General features: G+C 65.2%; 16 protein-coding genes. 10 read left to right on the top strand and 6 right to left on the bottom strand.

Annotated features, from left to right (window positions below; all coding sequences use genetic code 11):
* Positions 1 to 170: 170 nt before the first annotated feature.
* From ACQY4S_RS13030 to ACQY4S_RS13020, 3 genes are read right to left on the bottom strand one after another with little or no spacing between them, the layout of a single operon-like run.
* On the bottom strand, positions 171 to 1,208 hold the full coding sequence (locus tag ACQY4S_RS13030) for a YihY/virulence factor BrkB family protein (RefSeq protein WP_428485629.1): 1,038 nt from the start codon (positions 1,206 to 1,208) through the stop codon (positions 171 to 173).
* Positions 1,208 to 1,708 carry a hypothetical protein gene (locus tag ACQY4S_RS13025; protein WP_428485628.1) on the bottom strand — a complete coding sequence of 167 codons (501 nt, stop codon included), beginning with the start codon at positions 1,706 to 1,708 and terminating at the stop codon, positions 1,208 to 1,210. The genes ACQY4S_RS13030 and ACQY4S_RS13025 overlap by 1 nt, the downstream gene beginning before the upstream one ends.
* Positions 1,709 to 1,717: 9 nt before the next feature.
* Positions 1,718 to 2,887, bottom strand: a complete 1,170-nt coding sequence (locus tag ACQY4S_RS13020; RefSeq protein WP_428485627.1) for a zinc-dependent alcohol dehydrogenase — start codon at positions 2,885 to 2,887, stop codon at positions 1,718 to 1,720.
* A 146-nt stretch (positions 2,888 to 3,033) separates the two neighbouring features.
* On the opposite strand from ACQY4S_RS13020, the gene ACQY4S_RS13015 reads away from it, so the two are divergent.
* The gene (locus ACQY4S_RS13015) at positions 3,034 to 4,161 is read left to right on the top strand and encodes an amidohydrolase family protein (RefSeq protein ID WP_428485626.1); all 1,128 of its coding nucleotides are present in this window, start codon (positions 3,034 to 3,036) and stop codon (positions 4,159 to 4,161) included.
* A 122-nt stretch (positions 4,162 to 4,283) separates the two neighbouring features.
* Here ACQY4S_RS13015 and ACQY4S_RS13010 read toward each other — a convergent pair whose 3' ends face one another.
* The 3 genes from ACQY4S_RS13010 to ACQY4S_RS13000 are packed head-to-tail and all read right to left on the bottom strand — an operon-like array spanning position 4,284 to position 7,952.
* On the bottom strand, positions 4,284 to 4,883 hold the full coding sequence (locus ACQY4S_RS13010) for a class I SAM-dependent methyltransferase (RefSeq protein WP_428485625.1): 600 nt from the start codon (positions 4,881 to 4,883) through the stop codon (positions 4,284 to 4,286).
* A 60-nt stretch (positions 4,884 to 4,943) separates the two neighbouring features.
* Positions 4,944 to 6,299, bottom strand: coding sequence for an MmgE/PrpD family protein (locus tag ACQY4S_RS13005; RefSeq protein ID WP_428485624.1), 1,356 nt, complete (start codon positions 6,297 to 6,299; stop codon positions 4,944 to 4,946).
* Positions 6,300 to 6,320: 21 nt separating this feature from the next.
* A complete protein-coding gene (locus ACQY4S_RS13000) occupies positions 6,321 to 7,952 on the bottom strand; it encodes an acyl-CoA synthetase (protein WP_428485623.1) in 1,632 nt (543 codons plus the stop codon).
* 360 nt (positions 7,953 to 8,312) lie between these two features.
* On the opposite strand from ACQY4S_RS13000, the gene ACQY4S_RS12995 reads away from it, so the two are divergent.
* The 9 genes from ACQY4S_RS12995 (at position 8,313) to ACQY4S_RS12955 (ending at position 18,172) form a co-directional block, all read left to right on the top strand.
* Positions 8,313 to 9,425 carry a trypsin-like peptidase domain-containing protein gene (locus tag ACQY4S_RS12995; protein ID WP_428485622.1) on the top strand — a complete coding sequence of 371 codons (1,113 nt, stop codon included), beginning with the start codon at positions 8,313 to 8,315 and terminating at the stop codon, positions 9,423 to 9,425.
* 70 nt (positions 9,426 to 9,495) lie between these two features.
* Positions 9,496 to 10,179 (top strand): response regulator transcription factor, encoded by a 684-nt coding sequence (locus ACQY4S_RS12990; RefSeq protein ID WP_428485621.1) that lies wholly within the window; start codon positions 9,496 to 9,498, stop codon positions 10,177 to 10,179.
* Positions 10,180 to 10,316: 137 nt separating this feature from the next.
* Positions 10,317 to 11,726, top strand: coding sequence for an ATP-binding protein (locus ACQY4S_RS12985; RefSeq protein WP_428485620.1), 1,410 nt, complete (start codon positions 10,317 to 10,319; stop codon positions 11,724 to 11,726).
* A gap of 90 nt (positions 11,727 to 11,816) precedes the next feature.
* A complete protein-coding gene (locus tag ACQY4S_RS12980; RefSeq protein WP_428485619.1) occupies positions 11,817 to 12,137 on the top strand; it encodes a hypothetical protein in 321 nt (106 codons plus the stop codon).
* A 136-nt stretch (positions 12,138 to 12,273) separates the two neighbouring features.
* The gene (locus tag ACQY4S_RS12975) at positions 12,274 to 12,744 is read left to right on the top strand and encodes a formate dehydrogenase subunit gamma (RefSeq protein ID WP_428485618.1); all 471 of its coding nucleotides are present in this window, start codon (positions 12,274 to 12,276) and stop codon (positions 12,742 to 12,744) included.
* Positions 12,741 to 14,294 carry a formate dehydrogenase beta subunit gene (locus ACQY4S_RS12970; protein WP_428485617.1) on the top strand — a complete coding sequence of 518 codons (1,554 nt, stop codon included), beginning with the start codon at positions 12,741 to 12,743 and terminating at the stop codon, positions 14,292 to 14,294. Before ACQY4S_RS12975 ends, ACQY4S_RS12970 begins: the two co-directional genes overlap by 4 nt.
* Before the next feature lie 12 nt (positions 14,295 to 14,306).
* A complete protein-coding gene (fdhF, locus tag ACQY4S_RS12965; protein ID WP_428485616.1) occupies positions 14,307 to 17,147 on the top strand; it encodes a formate dehydrogenase subunit alpha in 2,841 nt (946 codons plus the stop codon).
* On the top strand, positions 17,140 to 17,958 hold the full coding sequence (fdhD, locus tag ACQY4S_RS12960; RefSeq protein WP_428485615.1) for a formate dehydrogenase accessory sulfurtransferase FdhD: 819 nt from the start codon (positions 17,140 to 17,142) through the stop codon (positions 17,956 to 17,958). The genes fdhF and fdhD overlap by 8 nt, the downstream gene beginning before the upstream one ends.
* Positions 17,948 to 18,172 carry a formate dehydrogenase subunit delta gene (locus ACQY4S_RS12955; protein ID WP_428485614.1) on the top strand — a complete coding sequence of 75 codons (225 nt, stop codon included), beginning with the start codon at positions 17,948 to 17,950 and terminating at the stop codon, positions 18,170 to 18,172. Before fdhD ends, ACQY4S_RS12955 begins: the two co-directional genes overlap by 11 nt.
* The last annotated feature ends 71 nt before the right edge of the window (positions 18,173 to 18,243 follow it).

Raw genomic sequence — 18,243 nt, 5'->3', positions numbered from 1 at the left:
GAGACTATTGATGTTAGGCTGCAACATCCAGACAGTCGTGGATCCTATCCGCGTGGCTGCAAGAAAGTCAGCCCGCCGCATGGCAACGCTTTACAGGAAGTTTTGCGGGCCCAGGAACATCCGGCGCCGACCAGCGAGGCGCGTTCGATCCTCCGGTCCGCGCTCATTCATCAATTATGCGCTTCACCCAGCGTGTCCGCTGCCCTCGCCTGGCGGCTGCCCATCGGTTTCGGTTGGCCAGCCGTTGAATCGGCCTGGGTCTGCCGTTCCGACTGGGCGTTGACGACGGCGCCGAACAGCGCCACGAAGGCGGACAGGTAAAGCCAGGTCAGCATCACCACGACGCCGCCCAACGAGCCATAGGTCTTGTCGTAGCTGGCGAAGTGGCTGACATAAAGGGTGAACAGCAGCGACCCGATGATCCACAACACTGTGGCGGCGATCGCGCCGGGCGACACCCAGCGCCACTTCGCCATGTCGCGGTTTGGTGCGAACCGATACAGCAGCGCCAGACCGGTTATGACCACAGCGAACAGCAGCGGCCATTCCAGCACCAGCAGCAACCATTTCGCCACGCTGCCCAGGCCGACGAACTGGATGACGACCGGCAGCACGGCGACCAGAGCGATGACCACCAGGCCTCCAACCAGCATCATCAAGGTCAAACCAACCGCCAGCAGATTGAACCGGAAGAAACTGCGCGTCTCCTTCTGGTCATAAGCGATGTTGAGCGCGGTAATCAGGCCGCTCATGCCGCGGGAGGCACTCCACAAGGCCACCAGCAGGCTGATGGCGGCACTGATTCCCAATGTGCCGGAGGATGCGGCGACAAGCCGGTGCAGTTGATCCGCGATCATCTGCTGTGTCTGTTCGGGCAGGAGGCCGGATAGGCTAGCCACCTGCCGCTCGACCTGGGTCGGATCGAGGGCCAATCCATAAATCGACACCATCGCAGCAAGGCCGGGAAACAATGCCAGCAGAATTGCGTAGGTCACGCCGCCGGACACCAGGAAGATGTTGTTGTCGGAAATCTCCTTCCAGGAGCGCAGCAGCACATCCTTCCAGCCAGGCGCCGGGATCTGCCCAGGATGTTCGGCCGACCGGCCACGGTTCGATGCGGTTTCGCCGCGGCTGATCGGCGCCAACGAAGGTTCACGACCGGTTAGTGCCGTCACGTCGGTCTTCAGCTTGTCGAGCCGCGACGGCATCAGGCGGCGGGGCTTTTCGCCCGGCCGCGCATGTCGGCGATGGGACGGGGAAAACCGCTCCGGCTGCTGTAGTCGGGCACCGGCACCGCGCGTCGCGCCTGGAACGTGCTCAGCCAATGGGCGCACAGCACGTCCTCCACGGTGACGCCGTCGACCACGGCAAAGCCCAGCAGCGCGCGGGCCTGGCCGGTGCTGCCGTTGGTCGTCGCGGCGGACAAGGCGGCGATATCCATCGCATCGCCGCCCGCCCGCGCCCAGACCCACGGAGTGGGATCATCCGACGCCAGGATGCCGATGCCAACGCCAACTTCCCGTAGTCCGAAAGCGGTCATCGTGCGGGGCCTGTCGCCTAGACCCACCGAGTGGCCGAGCAGACGCGGGGCCAGCAACGCGGCGGCGCCAAGGGCGACGCTGAGCCAGCCGAGGCGCCGGACGGTGGGATACATCGATCCGGCCGGATTGGCGGGCCGCGCGGTGACCATCGCCTGCTTGTCCATCATGCCTACTCCTTATGGCTTCATCACGACCTTGATGCAGCCATCCTGTTTTTGCCGAAACGTCTCGTACATCAACGGCCCCTGTTCCAAGCTGACGTTATGGGTAATGACGAATGACGGATCGATCTCGCCTTCCTCGATACGCTTTAGCAGATCGTCGGTCCAGCGGTTCACATGCGTCTGGCCGGTGCGCAGCGTCAGCCCCTTGTTCATCAGCGCGCCGAACGGGACCTTGTCGAGCAGGCCGCCATAGACGCCGGGGACCGACAGGGTGCCGGCGGGACGACAGACGTAGATCATCTCCCGCAGCACATGCGGACGGTCGGTTTCCAGCATCACCGCCTGCTTCGCCCGATCATACAGCGAATCGATCGAGCGCGATGCGTGCGCCTCCAGGCCGACGGCGTCGATGCACTTCTCCGGACCCTTGCCGTCGGTCAGCGCGTTCAGCCGCTCAATGACGCTTTCCTCATCAAAATCGATGGTGATTGCACCGCCGGCCCGCGCCATCGCCAGACGCTCCGGGACATGGTCGATCGCGATCACTTGGCGGGCGCCCAGCAGGACGGCGCTGCGGATGGCGAACTGGCCGACCGGGCCGGCGCCCCAGATGGCGACGGTGTCGGCGGGCTCGATGTCGCACTGCACCGCGGCCTGCCACCCGGTCGGGAAGATGTCGCTCAGGAACAGCACCTGCTCGTCGGTCAGGCTGGCGGGGACCTTGATGCAGCCGGCATCGGCGAAGGGCACCCGGACATACTCGGCTTGGCCGCCTGGGTAGCCACCGGTCAGATGGGTGTAGCCGAACAGCCCGGCGGGGCTGTGGCCGAACGCCTTGTCGGCGAGTGCCTTGTTACGGTTGGACCGCTCGCAGACGGAAAAATTGCCGCGCCGGCACTGGTCGCATTCACCGCAGATAATGGTGAACGGGACGACGACGCGGTCGCCGACCTTCAGGCGGGTGTTGGCGTTGCCGACTTCCATGACCTCGCCCATGAACTCATGGCCCATGATGTCGCCGGACTTCGTGCCTGGAATGAAATTGTCGTACAGGTGAAGGTCGGAGCCGCAGATGGCGCAGGAGGATACCTTGATGATGGCGTCCCGGCCGTGCTCGATGACGGGATCGGGGACGGTGTCACAGCGGATGTCGTGTTTCCCGTGCCAGCGTAGCGCGCGCATCGCATGATTCCCCTTAATAACTGGAATAACCGGCCGCGGGCGCGTTTGGTTGCAGACGTTCAGCCATTTTTGCGCGACCGACAAGGCCCATGGTGGCACCGGTTACAAAAGCGTGGGAGCATTCCGCTGCGGCGGATTCGCCGCCAATGAACATTTTCGCAAAGACCGGAGGAAACATGACCAACCGCCGAGACTTCCTGACAGGCTCTGCTGGCCTGGCTGGCATCCTGTTCTGCGGCTGTGGCCTGCCGCGGGCGGCGCATGCCGCCGCCGCCGCGCCCCATCGCCTGCCCGTCACCGTGGCCGGCAAGCACGTCAAGACGATCGATGTCCACTCGCACTGCCTGTTCCATGAAGCCAATGCGCTGATGGGGGATGAGGCAGCCAAGCTGACGCCGCCGATCAATGGCGCGCAACAGGCCTTCATGACGGTCGAGGACCGCGCCCGCGCGATGGATGCGATGGCGGTCGACATGGAGATCCTGTCGGTCAATCCTTTCTGGTATGGCAAGGAACGCGACCTGGCGGCGAAGATCGTCTCGATCAACAACGACAAGCTGGCGGCGCTGGTGGCATCCAAACCGGACCGGTTCGGCGCCTTCGCGTCGCTGACCCTGCAGGACCCGGCGCTGGCGGTGACGGAACTTGAAACCGCGATGAAGAAGCAGGGCTTGGGGGGAGCGGCGATCGGCGATCAGGTCGCCGGGTCCGAGTTCTCCGACCCGAAGTTCGATCCGGTCTGGGCGAAGGCGGAGGAACTCGGCGCGGTGCTGTTCATTCATCCGGAAGGCGTGCCGGAGTTGAACAAGCGCTGGGCCGGCAATGGCTGGCTGCTGAACACCATCGGCAATCCGCTGGCGACGACGATCGCGCTGAACCACCTGATCTTCCAGGGCACGCTGGACAAGTTTCCGAACCTGAAGGTGCTGGCCGCGCATGGCGGCGGCTATCTGGCGTCGTATGCGCCACGTGACGACCATGCCTGCTTCGTGGCGCCGTCGGCCTGTGATCCGAACATCAAGCTGAAGAAGCAGCCGACCGAATACCTCAACCAGCTTCACTTCGATGCGCTGGTGTTCACGCCGGAGGCGCTGCGTCATCTGGTAGCCCAGGTCGGCGCCAGCCAGATCATGCTGGGCAGCGACTGTCCCTATCCATGGGAATTGCACCCGGTGGACGCCATCATGGCCACCGACAGCCTGAGCGACGCGCAGAAGCACGCCATCCTGGGCGGCAACGCGGCGAAGCTGTTCGGGTTGAAGGGAGTGGGCTGAGGTTGTGGCGGCAGACCACTTGACCTTTCGCAGCGGGCGGCGGCACGAGAATAGCTGTTTGCACGGCCCTGGGCTCGGTTAAGCGTGAAACCGCCATGACGCATATCTTTCAAGCCGCCGCTTCATCCAAGACCGCCGGCTCCGGGATCGCCAGTTCCGGAATTCGCGGCCTTGATGAACGCGAGCCGATCCCAGGTCACACCCGGTCGTTTGAGCAGACTGTCTTCGTCCGCGACGTATTGAACGCAGGTCAAACCTTCCGCTCGCGCAAGACGAGCTGTCTCGGCCGGCGTCACATTGAACATGCGCCGACCTACCGGCACCGGACCATGGCGAAGGGAAAGCATCATCACGCCTTTCGGCCGGATCAGCGCTGCGACACGGGGCATGGCACAACGTCTCTGCTGCTCGTCCAGGTGCATCCACACGGCAGTCAGCATCACGACGTCAAATGCCGCGTCGCGCCCGGATAAGGCGGCAAGCTCCGGCAGGCAGTCATCCAGCCACTCAACTCGAGGACAGGCGTGCAGCACGGTTGCACGCCTGCGCAGCTCGGCCGTTGGCTCAACGGCAGTCACCAGATGTCCCATAGCCGCGAAGCCAGCCGCGTCACGCCCAGTTCCAGCGCCGATGTCGAGGATGTGAGAGGGCGACTTCGGGATCAAGTGCATGATTTGCTTGTGCACGTCAGCAAACCGCACGCTCTCATATTGCCGGACCAAGGCTTCCGCCTCGTTCGCATAGCCTTCTGTGCCGCTTGGCCGCGTTTGTGGCATGTCGACCTATCGGTGATCGTGCCGACGCATCAGCGCCATCATCTCATCAATATTGTCCCACGCCGAGCAGCGATCAACCGCCGCTTCCACCGCCGTCACCCCAGCCGGCGTCAGCACGACCCCCGCGAGTTCGTGGAACTTGCCACGGATCTCCGCCGTCTCGAACGGCTGCGAAAAATCCCCCCTGTGGCTCTCAACCGCCCGCTCGGCCTTGCGCCCGCCCGTCAGCGTCACGGTCACGCGGGCCGGCCGAAGTCGCGGCGCCACGGCGGACATCGCCGGATCTTCGGTCACGTGCACGCGGTGCCGCAGCGCCGCGATCACCGGATCGTTCAACGCCGCATCGTCCAGTTCGGCGAACCCGGCACCGCCGCGCACCACCATGGCCGCCGCCGCATGCGGCAGCGAATACTTCGACGCGAAGTAATTCAGCGGGTCCGGATTGCGCATGACGGAGGCGAAACGATATGTCGCAACGTCAATCCGCGTGATCTCCTCCGGCTTCGGATCAAGTTCATCCAGCGCCATCCGAAGCGCATCCAGCGAAGGATGGATCGGATTGCAACAGGCGTACAACCGAAAGTAGTTCCGGGTGATTTCCCAGCGTGTGCCGAGCCCCTCCAGCAGTCCGGACGGCTCGAAGCCATCGCCGACCAGTTGGCCAAGGGTTTCCTCGATCGCATCCGGCTGCGCCTCGAAACCGGCCAGTACCAGGTCCGGTGCCAGAGCGCCGACAAACCCGCTCATGCCGCCGGCGACATTCAGCGCCGTTGCGCCTGCCACCACGTTTGTATAGCTTGGCGTCAACACCAGCGTCGTGGCAATCCGCATCGCTCGGCTGATCCCGGCCGCATCCAGGCCACGCAGCTTCGCACCCGCCGCAACCGCGCCCAGCATCGAGGCCTGTCCATTCTGATGCGCCAGCGGCCGCGGCGTGAACGCGGCGCTCAATCGGGACGCCACGTCGTAACCCAGCACAAGCGCCGCCATCATGTCCTGACCGGAACTGCGCATGACCTCGCCAACCGCGAGGACAGCGGGCAGCACCTGGATTGCCGCCTGGCCGGAAACCAGCCGGTGACCCTCGCACAACTCGATCGACCGCCCGGCGATGCCGTTCAGCAGCGCGGCGGTGCGCGCGTCACCGGTGGGCCAGCCGCTGGCGAACACCGTGGCACCGGTGCCCGCGGTGGCACCCACGCGGTCGCGCAGGCCCCGCACCTCCGGCCGTTCCGAACCAGCGAGGATCACGCCCAGGGTATCGAGGAACACCAGCGTCGCATGCTCTTGCACCGATGCCGGAATGTCGACCCAGCTTGTTGTCGCGACGAAGGACGCGAGTGCCTCGATCTGCTGACCCATGGTGTGAATTTCCCCTGGTAATTACTTGATCGCCGAAGCCGACCGGGCGATCTCGCGCAGCGTGAACTTTTGAATTTTTCCTGTCGAAGTCTTCGGGATTGCCTGGAACACGAACGCCTTCGGCACCTTGAACCGGGCCATGTGCCGGCGGCAAAAATCCCGCAGCTCATCCGCCGTCACCTGGGCGTCGATCTTCAGTTCGATGAAAGCGCAGGGCGCCTCGCCCCACTTCTCGTCAGGCTGCGCCACCACCGCTGCACTCAGCACGGCCGGATGGCGATACAATGTTTCTTCCACTTCGATGGACGAGATGTTTTCGCCGCCCGAAATGATGATGTCCTTCGAGCGGTCGCGGATCTTGGCGTAACCATCCGGCTGCATCACCGCCAGATCACCGGTATGGAACCAGCCGCCCTCGAACGCTTTCGCGGTGGCACCTGGGTTCTTCAGATAGCCTTTCATCGTGATGTTGCCGCGGGTCATGATCTCGCCCATTGTTTCGCCATCCCACGGCACCGGCTGCATCGTCGCCGGATCGAGCACGCTCATCGCTTCCTGCAACGGCGTCCTTACCCCCTGGCGCCCATTCCGCTCCGCGCGCCGGTCGATCGGCATTTCGCTCCAGGCTTCATGCTTGGAGCAGACGCTGACCGGGCCATAGACCTCGGTCAGCCCATAGACATGGGTCAGTTCGATGCCGATCGCCTCGGCGCCCTCGATGATCGCCGCCGGCGGCGCCGCGCCGGCCACCTGCCCGGCAATGCGATGTGTGATGCCGGCGCGCAGATCCGCCGGGGCGTTGATCAGCATCGAGTAGACGATCGGGGCGCCGCACATATGCGTCACGCCATGGTCGCGGATTGCCGCCAACACCGCGTTCGCCTCGATCCGGCGCAGGCAGACATTGACCCCGGCGCGCTCCGCCATCGTCCAGGGAAAGCACCAGCCGTTGCAATGGAACATCGGCAGCGTCCAGAGATACACGGCGTGATGCGGCATGCCCCAGTTCAGGATGTTGCTGACCGCGTTCAGATGCGCGCCGCGATGGTGATACACCACGCCCTTCGGGTCGCCGGTGGTGCCGGAGGTGTAGTTCAGCGCGATCGCGTCCCACTCATCGGTGGGGTTCCGCCACGCATAGGCTGGATCGCCGTCCGCCAGGAAGGCCTCATAGGTCGTTTCACCCAGCAACTTGCCGTCCGGATGGGCCGGATCGGCGATATCGATGACCAGAGGTTTCGTCTCCAGCAGTGCCAGGGCGGCCTCGATGACCGATGAGAACTCGCGATCGGTGATCAACACCTTCGCCTCGCCGTGGCGCAGCATGAAGGCGATGGTTTCGGCGTCTAGGCGCGTGTTCAACGTGTTCAGCACGCCGCCGCACATCGGAACGCCGAACGCCGCCTCCACCATCGGCGGTGTGTTCGGGGCCATAATCGCGACAGTGTCGTTCCGGCCGATGCCCCGTCGTGACAGCGCCGAGGCGAGCCGCCGGCAGCGCTCATACGTCTGCTTCCAGGTATAGCGTTCGGCGCCGTGCACCACGGACAGCTTGTCGGGATAGACGTAGGCTGCTCGCTCGATGAAGGTCAGCGGCGTCAGCGGCGCATGGTTGGCCTGATTCTTGGGCAGGTCGTCATACGGACTGGTCATGGCGGCGTCTCCCGATCGCGCAATCCGGTCTGGGCCGGAACATTGATGCAAGCACATATCGCCCAACAGTGCATTGCGGCAAACGCAGCCTGCCGCGCGGGGGTGCGCAATGATTGTCGCCGGTTACCGGGCGTAACATGCCGGCGGAGCCGGAATTACCAGGCCGCGATGACTTCTCAGGCCGTCGATCGGGCAGCCACGTCGCTGTCCTGAAGCACATCCGGCGCCAGGCTACACGCTTTTTCGTCTGACTATTGCCGCAGCCAACCGAAATCTGATCGCGCCGATTCTTGTTACATCCGACATACCATGCCATTTGCAACTGGGCGTGCATTGCCGGACCGGAGATCCAACCCAACCATGCCAGCCGAACCCGCCATGATCCGGCCAGACCTTGCCGCCGCGGCCCGCCTGTCCAGGCGACAACACTGCCGTGGCCTGGCGCTGGCCGTCGCGCTGCTGGCAACCGCCTGTGCACCCCATGATGCCAGCGCCCGCGCCACGCCCGACAGCCTGGCGCCGCTGGTGAAGAAAGTGCTGCCCGCCGTGGTCAACATCGCCGTGACCGAAACCGTCACCGGCGGCGACGTGGCGAACGAACTGCCGCGTGAACTGCGCGACACCCCCCTGGGGCGGGAGTTCCGCCGGCGTTTCAGCAACCGCCGCGAGCAGGTGGCCGGCGCCGGTTCCGGCTTCATCATCGACGCCTCCGGCATCATCGTCACCAACAATCACGTCGTCGGACATGCCGACAAGATCGTCGTGTCCCTGACCGATGGCCGTCAGCTTCCAGCCAAGGTGCTGGGGCACGACGAACTGACCGACATCGCCGTCATCAAGGTGCAGAGCAACGAATCGCTGCCCGCCGTCACCTGGGGCGACTCCCGCAAGGCCGATGTGGGCGACTGGATACTTGCCGCCGGCAACCCGTTCGGCCTGGGCGGATCGGTCAGTATCGGCATCATCTCCGCCGAGGGACGCGATCTCGGCTCCGGTCCGTTCGACAATTTCCTGCAGCTCGACGCGCCGATCAACCCAGGTAACTCCGGCGGCCCAGTGTTCAACATGGACGGTCAGGTGATCGGCGTCAGCTCGGTCATCGTCTCGCCCACCGGCGCCTCGGTCGGCATCGGCTTTGCCATCCCCAGCGACACCGTCACCCGCATCGTCTCCCAGCTTCTCGCCCACGGCTCCATCGAGCGCGGCTGGCTTGGCGTTTCCGTGGAGGAACAGGATGATGCCGTGGTGATCGCCGCGCTGGATCGCAATGGACCCGCCGCCCACGCCGGCATTCGGGCCGGGGACCAGGTGGTGGCGATCAACGGCGACCGGATCGACAGCTCACGCGGGCTGATCCGGGCCGTTGCCGTGGTGCCGCCAGGCAATAGCGTGCGGGTGACCATCCGGCGCCAAGGGCGAGATATGGAGTTTCCAGTCAATGTCGGCCGGCGGCCGAACGAGCAGTCAGGTTAGTATGCGGTCACAACCAGGTTGAGTACACATTGCCTAGTGATCGACTACGCCAAACAAAGGAGTTCAACCTATGCGCATCCTGGTGGTCGAGGACGACAAGGACGTGGCTGGCTTCGTCGTGCGGGGTCTGCGCGAGGCCGGCCACGTGGTGGAGCACGCCGATAACGGCCGTGACGGCCTGTTCATGGCGGCCAGTGAGAGCTTCGACGCGGTGATCCTGGATCGCATGCTGCCCGGCGGAATTGATGGCCTGAAAATCCTTGAGACGCTGCGCGGCCAGAAGAACACCGTGCCGGTGTTGATCCTGTCCGCCATGGCCGAGGTGGACGATCGGGTGAAGGGACTGAAAGCCGGCAGCGACGACTATCTGACGAAGCCCTTCGCCTTCGCCGAGCTGCTGGCGCGTGTCGAAGCGCTCAATCGCCGCGGCAAGGGCGAGGGTCCGGTCACAAAGCTGGAGGTCGAGGACCTGGAGCTTGACCTGCTGTCCCGCCAGGTAAAGCGCGCCGGCCAGAAAATCGACCTGCAACCGCGCGAGTTCCGCCTGCTGGAATACCTGATGCGCCACGCCGGCCAGGTGGTGACCCGGACCATGCTGCTGGAGGGCGTATGGGACTACCACTTCGACCCGCAGACAAATGTTATCGACGTTCATGTTTCTCGGCTGCGGCAGAAGGTTGACAAGCCGTTTCCCTCGCCACTGATCCACACGGTGCGCAACGCGGGCTATATGCTGCGGGCGGAACAGGCGTAGTCCTGCGCGCCTATGGGTTTGCCTGGTCATAGACGTATCGTTTACGTTGATGCACCGCGTTCTCGACGGCATGACGGGATTGGGCGACCGTCCCTGTCTCGCGGCAGTCAACTGTCCACGAACCTTACGGTTTCAATATGCTAGACCGCGGCCTGTTCCGGTCCGCCGGCTTTCGCTTCGGGGTGATCTACGCCTTGCTGCTGGCGATCAGCGCCGTCGCGCTGGCGAGCTTCCTGTGGTGGGCAACCGCCGGCCTACTGGACCGCCAAACCGATGCGGCGATCTACGCCGATGCGCAGGACCTTGCCGCCCGCTGGTCGGACGGTGGCTTGCAGGCCCTGGCCAGCACGATTGACGACCGGCTGGCGCAGAACGTGGACGACGATGCGATCTATCTGCTGGCCGACCCGGCAATGCACCGGATCGCCGGCAACCTGGCGAGCTGGCCAGCGACCGTGGCCCAGGTTGGGACGGCTTATGAATTGCAGTTGCAGCGGGCCGGCATGAGTTCACTGGCGTATGTGCAGCGCTACGACCTGCCCGGCGACTATCATTTGCTGATCGGCCGTGACGTGAAGGTGCGCGCCCAACTTCGCACTCTGCTGACGGATGCGCTGCTGTGGGCGGTGCTTGTGGTCGTGCTGATGGCGACCATCGGTGCCCTGGTGATCCGCAGCCTGTTTCGCCGCACGCTGGCGAATATCTCGGCCACCGCCACGGCGATCGCCGCCGGCGACTTTGCCCAGCGGGTCAAGCTGACCGGCCGCGGTGATGAATTCGATCAGCTTGCCGAGGTCATCAACGACATGCTCGACCGCATCGGGCGGCTGATGGATGGCGTGCGCCAGGTGTCCAACGCGATCGCCCACGACCTGCGCACCCCGATTACCCGGGCCCGCACCCGGCTGGAAGATGCCACCTTGCACGCCTCTTCGCCCGACGATCTGCGCGCCGCGATCGAACGTGCCACCGCGGACCTCGATGGGATCGTCGCGGTGTTCCAGGCGCTGCTGCGCATCGCTCAAATTGAAGCCGGATCGCGCCGCTCCGCCTTTGCCCGTCTGGACATCGTCCCGTTGCTGGCCGAGGTTGTCGATCTGTATGGCGCGGTCGCCGAGGAGCGCGGCATTTCGCTTCAGGTCGACACGCCACCGCATGTGGCAGCCTATGGTGACCGGGCGCTGATCCAGCAGGCGATCGCCAACCTGGTGGACAACGCGGTGAAGTTCTCCCCGTCGGATGGCGTGGTGCGTGTCGGCGCCTTGGTCGGCGGCACGGTGGCCGTCACGGTCAGCGACCAGGGACCCGGAATTCCAATGGCCGATCGCGCCAAAGCGACGGACCGCTTCTACCGCGGCGAGAGCGCCCGCAGCACGCCGGGCTCCGGACTTGGGCTTTCGCTGGTGCAGGCGGTGGCGCAACTGCATGGCGGAAGCCTTCGGCTGGAAGACAGTGACCCGGGGCTGCGCGCCATCCTGTCGTTGCCGATGCCGGAGGATGGTGCGGCGGATGCGCGGGCCGACAACCCCGATGACCGTGATACCTGATCGCCACAATATCCGATCAACCTGATATCTGACCGCTTTGTCACTTGTGAAACAGCCCGCTGAGAGGCCGGACATGCGATTGACCAAATCATGTCGATCCTTGTTCGTATCCTCGGTTGCGCCGGTGTTGCATTCAGCCTTGGCTTGATGGCCGTCGCCTCAAGCATGCAGGCGGGTGCCCAGTCAAACGCGCTGGAGGTCACGAGCGATACGCCCGAGTATTGTGTGCGGCTGCTGGATCGTGTGAGCAACCTCGTGCGTGTCTCGCCGTCGCCGCCGCCGTCCGACGTGACACGTCTTTCGGCGGAGGGTCAGCGCATGTGCGATCAGGGCGAGACCCGCGGTGGGATCCTGCGGCTGCGTCGTGCCTGGCTGCTGATGACCCGACTGGAAGGGCAGCCGGCGCGATAGACCCGGTCGCCCGCCGAAACCGGTCTTCGTCTTGCAATCGCCGGCGTCTTGCAATCGCCGATGTCTTGCAATCGCCGGTGCTGTCGCCTCTAAGCACATAACCAGGCCAAGAAGAATGTCATGCCGGGAGGATCAGTTGGCCGCTAGCGAGCCATGGAATCAGGATCGGGCGCACGGCATTATCACGATGCACACTGCCCTGGATGGCGCCGCGCTGCCAATTCTCCATGCGCTGCAAGCGGTGTTCGGCTGTATTCCGCTGGAAGCCGAACCGCTGGTCGCCGAGGCGCTGAACATCAGCCGAGCGGAAGTGCATGGGATCGTGTCGTTTTATCATGACTTCCGCCGAACGCCGCCTGGCCGCCATGTCCTGCGGGTCTGCCGGGCGGAGGCCTGTCAGGCGGTGGGTGGAGAGGCGGTGGCGGATCGCGCCCGCCGGACCCTGGGGGTAGGCTGGCACGGAACCTCGGCCGATGGAGCGGTGACGCTGGAGCCGGTCTTCTGCCTCGGATTCTGTGCCGCCGGCCCAGCCGCGTTGCTGGACGGGGCGCCGCTGGTCCGCCTGGATGCCGCCCGGATCGAGCGCATGCTCGCCAGCCTGACATGACGCGTGTATTCGTCCCGCGCGACGCGGTGGCGCTGGCGCTTGGCGCGGATCAGGTCGCGGCGGCGCTGGCGGACCATGCCACGGTGGTGCGAACCGGGTCGCGTGGACTGTTCTGGCTGGAACCAATGATCGAGATCGAGACGCCGGAGGGCCGCATCGCCTACGGTCCGGTTGACGCCGGCGCCATCCCCGGCCTTCTGGCCAGCGGTCTGCTGGCCGGTGCGGCGCAGCCGATGCGGCTGGGACCGACCGAACGGATTGCATTTCTCGCGCGGCAGACAAGGCTGACCTTTGCCCGGTGCGGCGTGGTCGATCCGCTGTCGCTGGAGGATTATCGCGCCCACGGCGGCATGACGGGGCTGGACAGGGCGCGCACCCTGGGACCGGCCGCGACCATTGCCGCGGTCGTGCAATCCGGGCTGCGTGGCCGCGGCGGCGCCGGCTTCCCGACCGGCATCAAGTGGAAAACGGCGGCGGAGGCCAGGGGCGAACGCAAATACATCGTCTGCAACGCCGATGAGGGCGATTCCGGCACCTACGCCGACCGGATGCTGCTGGAAGGCGACCCGTTCAGCGTCATCGAGGGCATGGCGATCGCCGGCCTGGCGGTCGGTGCGTCCAAGGGCTTCGTCTACACCCGGTCGGAGTACCCGCACGGCATCGCCACCTTCGATCAGGCACTGGCGATCGCGCGCGCGGCCGGCATTCTGGGTGGCGAATTCGACATCGAGCAGCGGGTCGGTGCGGGCGCCTATGTCTGCGGCGAGGAGACCTCGCTGCTCGAAAGCCTGGAGGGCCGGCGCGGCCAGGTTCGTGCCAAGCCGCCGCTGCCGGCGCACAAGGGCTTGTTCGGCTGCCCGACGGTGATCAACAATCTAGTCACCCTGGCGACCGTACCAGCGGTCCTGCGCGACGGCGCCGAGGCCTATGGGACGATCGGCATGGGACGCTCGCGCGGCACGATGCCGATCCAGCTTGCCGGCAACATTCGCCATGGCGGGCTGTTTGAAGCCGGCTTCGGCATCACCCTCGGTGAACTGGTTTTCGACATCGGCGGCGGCACTCGGTCCGGCCGTCCGGTCCGCGCGGTGCAGGTCGGCGGACCGCTGGGAGCGTATTTTCCGCCCGCCCTGTTCGACACGCCGTTCGATTACGAGGCGTTCGCCGCCCGCGACGGCCTGATCGGCCACGGTGGCGTCGTGGTGTTCGATGACACGGTCGACCTGGCGCGTCAGGCACGCTTCGCCATGGAATTCTGCGCCACCGAATCCTGCGGCAAGTGCACGCCCTGCCGCATCGGCTCCATTCGTGGTATGGAGACAGTCGACAAGATTATCGCCGGCCAGGTGGGAGCCGACCAAGCAGGCGATGCCAACGAAGGCCGCGTGAACGCGGTGGATGCCAACCTGAATTTGCTGCGCGACCTTTGCCACACGATGAAGTTCGGCTCGCTCTGCGCGCTGGGCGGGTTCATTCCCTATCCCATTCTCAGCGCGCTGAACCACTTTCCGGAAGATTTTTCCGCGGATCATCACCGGCCGGCGAGGTAGGAGGACAGAAGGATGCCATTGCTGCTAGAAAGCGATCATGGCACGCGTGCCGTCGCCGCCGAGGCGATGGTGACGCTGACAATCGACAGCCATGTGGTGACGGTGCCGGAAGGCACCTCGGTCATGCGGGCCGCGATGGCGGCAGGGATCAAGGTGCCGCGGCTGTGCGCCACCGACACGCTGGACAGCTTCGGCAGTTGCCGCCTATGCCTGATCGAGATCGATGGACGCGCCGGCACGCCCGCATCGTGCACCACCCCGGTCGCGCCCGGCATGAAGGTGCATACCGTTTCGGGTAATCTGCGAAAGCTGCGCCTCGGCGTGATGGAACTCTATATCTCCGACCACCCGCTGGATTGCCTGACCTGCTCGGCCAACGGCAATTGCGAGTTGCAGGACGCCGCTGGTGAGGTCGGACTGCGAGCAGTCCGCTACGGCACCAAGGGCGCCAACCACCTGACCGCCGCGGTGGATGCATCGAACCCGTATTTCCAGTTCGACCCGTCCAAATGCATCGTCTGCTCCCGCTGCGTCCGGGCGTGCGAGGAGGTGCAGGGCACCTTCGCGCTGACCATCCAGGGCCGAGGCTTCGACTCCAAGGTCGTGGCCGGGATGGACGAACCCTTCCTGACCAGCGAATGCGTCTCCTGCGGCGCCTGCGTGCAGGCCTGCCCGACCGCGACGCTGATGGAAAAATCCGTCATCGAGATGGGCCAGCCGGAACATTCGGTGGTGACCACCTGCGCCTATTGCGGCGTCGGCTGCAACTTCAAGGTGGAGATGCGCGGCGACCAGGTGGTGCGCATGGTGCCCTGGAAGGATGGCAGTGCGAACCACGGCCATTCCTGCGTCAAGGGCCGCTTCGCCTGGGGCTACGCCAACCATCCGGACCGTATCCTGCGGCCGATGATGCGGGAGAAGATCACCGATCCTTGGCGGGAGGTGAGCTGGGATCAGGCGATCGCGCGCGTGGCGTCGGAGTTCCGGCGCATCCAGGCGGCGCATGGCAGAGACTCGATTGGTGTCATCACCTCATCACGCTGCACGGATGAGGAGGCCTATCTGGTGCAGAAACTGGCGCGTACCGCGTTCGGCAACAACAACACGGATACCTGTGCGCGAGTGTGTCATTCGCCGACGGGCTATGGCCTGAAGACGACGTTTGGCACCTCGGCCGGTACACAGGACTTTGACAGTGTTGAAGCGTCGGATGTCATCCTGGTGATCGGCGCCAACCCCACTGATGGGCATCCGGTGTTCGCCTCACGCATGAAGCGGCGGCTGCGGCAGGGAGCGAAACTGATCGTCATCGATCCACGGCGGATTGACTTGGTGCGCACGCCGCATGTCGAGGCCGCATTTCACCTGAAGCTGCGGCCGGGCACCAATGTCGCCCTGCTGACGGCGCTGGCGCATGTCATCGTGACGGACGGGCTGGTCGCCGAGGCGTTCGTCACGGCGCGTTGCGATGCCGAGGCGTTTGCCGACTGGGTGGAATTCGTCGCCGATCCGCGGCAGGGGCCAGAGGCCACCGAAGCCGTCACGCAGGTGCCGGCAAACCTGGTGCGGGATGCGGCCAGATTGTTCGCGACCGGCGGCAACGGCGCGATCTATTATGGCCTGGGCGTGACCGAGCATAGCCAGGGCAGCACCGCGGTGATGGCGATTGCCAACCTGGCGATGGCGACCGGCAACATCGGCCGCCCTGGCGTCGGCGTGAACCCGTTGCGTGGCCAAAACAACGTGCAGGGAAGCTGCGACATGGGCAGCTTTCCCCATGAACTGCCAGGCTACCGCCATGTTGGCGACGCTGCCGCGCGGGCGATCTACCAGGCTGAGTGGGGCGTGCCCATCGATCCCGAACCAGGCCTGCGCATTCCCAACATGCTGGATGCGGCGGTGGAAGGCAGCTTCCTGGGGCTCTATATCCAAGGTGAGGACATCGCGCAGTCCGATCCCGACACCAAGCATGTCACCGCCGGCTTGTCGGCAATGGAATGCGTCGTGGTGCATGATCTTTTCCTCAACGAAACGGCCAACTACGCGCATGTCTTCCTGCCCGGCGCGACCTTCCTGGAAAAGGACGGCACCTTCATCAACGCCGAACGCCGGATCAACCGGGTCCGCAAGGTGATGGCGCCGCGCGCTGGGATGGCGGACTGGGAGGTGACGCAGGCGATCTCCAACGCCATGGGCTACCGCATGGACTACGCACATCCATCCGAGATCATGGCGGAGATCGCTCGCACCACCCCCAGCTTCGCCGGCGTATCCTATGAGAAGCTGGATGCGGGATCGGTGCAGTGGCCGTGCAACGACGCGGCGCCCGATGGTACGCCAATCATGCACCAGGACGGGTTCGTGCGCGGCAAGGGTCATTTCGTCATCACCGAATACATCGCGACGGACGAGAAGGTGGGGCCGCGGTTTCCGCTGCTGCTGACCACTGGGCGCATCCTGTCGCAGTACAATGTCGGCGCGCAGACGCGGCGGACGGCGAATAGCGTCTGGCATGCGGAAGACCTGCTGGAAATCCATCCGCATGACGCCGAACAGCGCGGCGTGCGCGACGGCGACTGGGTGCTGCTGCAGAGCCGAGCGGGCGGGACGACGTTGCGGGCGCGGGTGACGGAGCGGGTCGCGGCGGGTGTGGTCTATACCACGTTCCATCATCCGCTGACCCAGGCGAACGTCGTTACCACCGACTATTCCGATTGGGCGACCAACTGTCCGGAGTTCAAGGTGACGGCGGTGCAGATTTCGCCGAGCAATGGGCCGTCCGAGTGGCAGGTGGCGTACAGCGCGCACGCCGCCGAAAGCCGGCGGATCGACCCGGTGCCGGCGGGTGACTGACCCGGCGCTATCCGTCCCGCGCCTGGTCTGGCGGGGCGACGCCGCCGAGGCCGGCAGCCGGCTTGTGCCGCGCGAGACGCCGGTCGCGCTGACCTACAATCGTTCGACGCATGCGGTGATGCTGGCGACTCCGGCGGATCTGGCGGATTTCGCCGTTGGCTTCAGCCTGTCGGAAGGGATCATCCGGCACGCCGAGGACATCATGGCGCTGGACATCGTCAGCGTGCCGGATGGCGTGGAACTGCGTATGGACCTGGCAGCCGATCGGCTGGACGCGCTGACCCGGCGGCAGCGGCGATTGGCGGGTCCCAGCGGCTGCGGACTATGCGGACTGGACAGCCTGGCGGCGGCGCTCCGCCCGGTGCCCAAGGTCGCGGACGGGCAGGGCTTTACCGCCGGGATGATCCACACCGCGATGCAGTCCATGCCGGCGGCGCAGACGCTGAATGCCGCGACGCACGCGGTTCATGCGGCCGGGTTCTGGACCCCCCGACGTGGATTGGTCGCGCTGCGGGAGGATGTCGGCCGGCACAACGCGCTGGACAAGCTTTCAGGCGCGCTGGCTTGCGCGGGGGTGCCGGCGTCGGATGGGTTGCTGCTGCTGTCCAGCCGCGTCTCGGTTGAAATGGTGCAGAAGGCGGCGACGCTCGGCGGGTCCGTCATCGTCGCCGTCTCCGCCCCGACGGCGTTGGCGATCCAGACGGCTGAACGCGCCGGCATCACCCTGATCGGCGTTGCGCGGCAGGACGGCTTCGAGGTCTTCACTCATCCGCGCAGAATTGGCCCGCAACCGGTGCGGCATGTCGCCTGACGAGAAACTGGCGCATATGGCAAACCAGATCGGCCGGTTCTTCCAGTCGCAGAAAGCCGATACCGCGGTTGCCGCGATTACTGACCATCTGCTGAAGTTCTGGGACCCGCGCATGCGACAGGCGATCCGGGCGCAGGTTGCCGACGGAACGGCACGGCTCGATCCACTGGTTCGGGAAGCGGTGGAGCGACTTGGTAACGATGGGTCTGCCTGACGTATCGCTTCCGCACAGGAGCCGGCACAGGCTGATCCATCGGCGCTGGCGGCGGACCGGCCACCGATTTG

The sequence above is a fragment of the Rhodopila sp. genome, from assembly GCF_965276935.1.
Taxonomy (GTDB): domain Bacteria; phylum Pseudomonadota; class Alphaproteobacteria; order Acetobacterales; family Acetobacteraceae; genus Rhodopila.
This window is presented reverse-complemented; position numbering and strand designations above follow the sequence as displayed.